The organism is Nocardioides psychrotolerans (assembly GCF_943371775.1).
GTDB lineage: Bacteria > Actinomycetota > Actinomycetes > Propionibacteriales > Nocardioidaceae > Nocardioides > Nocardioides psychrotolerans_A.
On record NZ_CALRWD010000144.1, the window covers coordinates 1 to 3,530 of the forward strand.

4 protein-coding genes are annotated in these 3,530 nt (G+C 74.6%); all 4 read left to right on the forward strand.

The window, feature by feature from the left end:
• On the forward strand, window positions 1-1,152 hold a 1,152-nt coding region (locus AAG827_RS22090), incomplete at its 5' end, for an ArsA family ATPase (protein WP_341928363.1).
• The gene (locus AAG827_RS22095; protein ID WP_341928364.1) at window positions 1,149-1,589 is read left to right on the forward strand and encodes a hypothetical protein; all 441 of its coding nucleotides are present in this window, start codon (window positions 1,149-1,151) and stop codon (window positions 1,587-1,589) included. The genes AAG827_RS22090 and AAG827_RS22095, both read left to right, overlap by 4 nt.
• Complete coding sequence (locus AAG827_RS22100) at window positions 1,586-2,527, forward strand: ROK family glucokinase (protein ID WP_341928365.1); 942 nt, start codon at window positions 1,586-1,588, stop codon at window positions 2,525-2,527. Before AAG827_RS22095 ends, AAG827_RS22100 begins: the two co-directional genes overlap by 4 nt.
• A 13-nt stretch (window positions 2,528-2,540) precedes the next feature.
• On the forward strand, window positions 2,541-3,446 hold the full coding sequence (locus tag AAG827_RS22105; protein WP_341928366.1) for an ROK family protein: 906 nt from the start codon (window positions 2,541-2,543) through the stop codon (window positions 3,444-3,446).
• The last annotated feature ends 84 nt before the right edge of the window (window positions 3,447-3,530 follow it).

Here is a 3,530-nt window from a genome sequence, read left to right on the forward strand (position 1 = left end):
GGTACGGCGGCCCTCGCGGCCGCCGCAGGCCAGCGCACGCTGGTGCTCTCGACCGACGCGGCGCACTCCCTGGCCGACGCGTTCGGCACACCGGTGGGCTCCGACCCGACGCAGGTCGCCGACCTGCTCTTCGTGCAGCAGGTCGACGCCCAGCTGCGCTTCGAGCAGTCGTGGGCGCAGATCCAGGGCTACCTGCTCTCCGTGCTCGACGTGGCCGGGGTCGACCCGGTCGCGGCCGAGGAGCTGACCGTCATCCCCGGCGCCGAGGAGGTCCTCGCGCTGCTCGAGCTGCGGTTGCACGCGTTGTCGGGGGAGTGGGACGTCATCGTCGTCGACTGCGCCCCGACCGCCGAGACGCTGCGGCTCCTGGCCCTGCCCGAGGCCCTCGGGTGGTACATGGAGCGCGTCCTGCCCACCCAGCGCCGCGTCATGAAGGCGCTCAAGCCGGTCCTCTCCCGGGCGGCGGGCGTGCCGATGCCCGGTGACAGCGTCTTCGACGCCATCGAGCGGCTGCACGCCGAGCTCGACGAGGTGCACGCGCTGCTGGCCGGTCCCGCCGCGAGCGTGCGGCTGGTCCTGACGCCCGAGGCGATGGTCCTCGCCGAGGCACGCCGCGCCTACACGAGCCTCTCGCTCTTCGGCTACCGCGTCGACGGTGTCGTGGCCAACCGGGTCTTCCCCGCCGAGGATGCCGACGACTGGCGCGCCGGGTGGGTGATGGCGCAGGACGCCGTGCTCGCGCAGGTCGAGGAGTCGTTCACCGGGCTGCCGGTCTGGCGGTCGGTCTACCGCGCCACCGAGCCTGTGGGGGTGGCGGCGCTGAGCGACCTGGCCAGCGACGTCTACGCAGGGGCCGACCCGCTCGCAGCGCCCAGCGGGCGCGGGCCGTTCCGTGTCGACCGGACCAGTGCCGGAGCCGTGCTGCACCTCGCGCTGCCCTTCGTCTCGCGCACCGAGGTCGGTCTCGCGCGCAACGGCGACGAGCTGGTCGTGACCGTGGGGTCGTATCGTCGCCTTCTCACGCTCCCTGCCGGGCTCGCGCGACTGCAGGTCGCGGGCGCCAAGGTGGACGCAGGAGAGCTGCAGGTCCGCTTCCGCGACCCTGCGACCGACATCGCGACGGACCAGCCAGCAGGGGAGACGGTGACATGAGCGAGCCGCAGGACCCCAGCGGGCCCCAGGAACCCGTCGGCAGCGTCGGCGAGGAGGCCGCCAAGCTGCTCGGCGCCTTCTCCGACTGGGCCAAGGACCACGGCGCCGACATGGGCGCGGGGCTCGGCGGGCTCGCAGGGGCGGCCGCAGCCTCGCTGCAGGACGTCAACGAGCACCTGGCCACGGGCAGTGCGGAGTGCACCTACTGCCCCCTCTGCCGCACCGTGCACGCCGTACGACAGACCAGCCCGGAGGTGCGCGCCCACCTGGCCACCGCTGCAGCCGCCCTGATGCAGGCCGCGGCCGGGCTGATGGCCACGCCGGTGCCGCCCGAGGCGCGCGGGCGTGGGGTCGAGCAGATCGACCTGGACGACACCGAGGACCCGAACGACCCGAGCAGCCCGAGCAACCCGAACGACCTGGACGGACAGTCATGACCCTGGCATGTGGAGTCGACGTCGGCGGCACGAAGATCGCGGGCGCGGTCGTCGACCTCGAGGGCACGATCCTCGAGGAGGCGCGGGTGGAGTCGCCCGCGATGGACGCCGAGGCGATCGAGCAGGCCATCGCCGACCTCGTCGCCGAGCTCCGCACCCGGCACGAGGTGGAGCGCGTGGGCGTGGGTGCGGCGGGCTACGTCGACGCCAACCGCGCCAGCGTGATGTTCGCCCCCAACCTGGCCCTGCGCGACGTCGACCTCAAGACGGAGCTGGAGAAGCGCATCGGGCTGCCGGTCGTCGTCGAGAACGACGCCAACGCCGCGGCCTGGGGCGAGTTCGCCTTCGGCGCGGGCGCTGACGTCGACGACCTGCTGATGGTCACCGTCGGCACCGGGGTCGGTGGTGGCATCGTGCTGGACGGCCGGCTCTACCGCGGGGCCTTCGGGCCGGCGGCGGAGATCGGCCACCTGCGGGTCGTGCCCGACGGCCACCTCTGCGGCTGCGGTCAGCGCGGGTGCCTCGAGCAGTACGCCAGCGGTCGGGCCCTCGTGCGTGAGGCCAAGACGGCCGCGGCCGGTGGCGTCGACGCCGCGATGCCGCTGCTGCTCCTGGCCGGGGGTGACCCGGAGGCGATCACCGGCCCGCTGGTCACCGAGGCCGCCCAGGCCGGCGACCCCTTCAGCATCGAGCTCATCGCCTCGCTGGCCCGCTGGCTCGGTGGCGGCATCGCGTCCCTCGTCGCGGTCCTCGACCCGGCGGCCGTCGTGATCGGCGGCGGTGTGAGCGAGGCCGGCGACCTGCTGATGGTGCCGCTGCGCGCGGCCTTCGAGTCGCAGCTGAGCGGCCGCGGCCACCGTCCGGTCGCCGAGATCCGTCTCGCGACCCTGGGCAACAAGGCCGGCGTCATCGGCGCCGCCGACCTGGCCCGACACTGATGGGCCCGCGCCGATGACCGCCGGGACGGGCCTGCACCTCGGCATCGACATCGGCGGCACCAAGGTCCTCGCCTGCGAGGTCGACGAAGCCGGGGCGGTGCTGCGTTCCACCCGCCGCGACACCCCGGACCGGCACGCCGACCCCCGCCTGCTCGACGATGCCGTCACGTCGGCGGTCGAGGAGCTCACGGCGGGTCGCGACCTGGTGGCGGTCGGCCTCTCCGTCGCCGGGCTGGTCGACCACGACCGCGTGCACTTCTCGACCCACCTGCCGTGGCAGGAGGACGACACCCTGGGCCGCCTCACCGAGCGCTGGGGCGTCCCGGTCGTCATGGACAACGACGTCGCCTGCGCCGCCGTCGCCGAGATCGCCTACGGCGCCGGCCGGGGCGGGGAGTCCTTCCTGCTGGTCACCGTCGGGACGGGCATCGGCGGCGCGATCGTGCACGCCGGGTCGGTGCTGCGCGGTGCGCACGGGATGGCCGGCGAGTTCGGCCACGTGCGGGTCGTCCCCGAGGGGCACCACTGCGAGTGCGGGCTGCGCGGTTGCCTCGAGCAGTACGCCAGCGGCAACGCCCTGGTGCGCCTCGCGGGTCCCGGCTACGCCGACGGTCCGGCCGTGACCGCGGCTGCCATCGCCGGCGACGGCGGCGCGCTGCAGGCCCTGACCTCGGTCGGCGACTGGCTGGGGGTGGGGCTCGGCGGCCTCGTGTCGTCGTACGACCCGGAGCTGGTGGTCATCGGCGGCGGCGCCTCCGAGGCGGGTGACCTGCTGCTGGAGCCGGCCCGCCGGGCCATGGCCCGCTCGGTCGTGGGCAGCGGGCACCGCCCCCTGCCCGCGGTCGTCGTCGCGCAGTGCGGCTCCGCCGCCGGCGCCGTGGGTGCCGCGCACCTCGCCCGCACCGCCCGCTCACGCTGAGGGTGGGCCGAGGCGCAGGTTGCGCGCCCGGGGGATAGTGCGGGACGTTTTCGACGTCCTGAGGGTCTTCAGACGTCGAAAACG

Coding starts and splice junctions, on each gene's coding strand:
- AAG827_RS22100 (WP_341928365.1), top strand. CDS start 1,586: ATGACCCTGGCATGTGGAGTCGACGTCGGCGGCACGAAGATCGCGGGC.
- AAG827_RS22095 (WP_341928364.1), top strand. CDS start 1,149: ATGAGCGAGCCGCAGGACCCCAGCGGGCCCCAGGAACCCGTCGGCAGC.
- AAG827_RS22105 (WP_341928366.1), top strand. CDS start 2,541: ATGACCGCCGGGACGGGCCTGCACCTCGGCATCGACATCGGCGGCACC.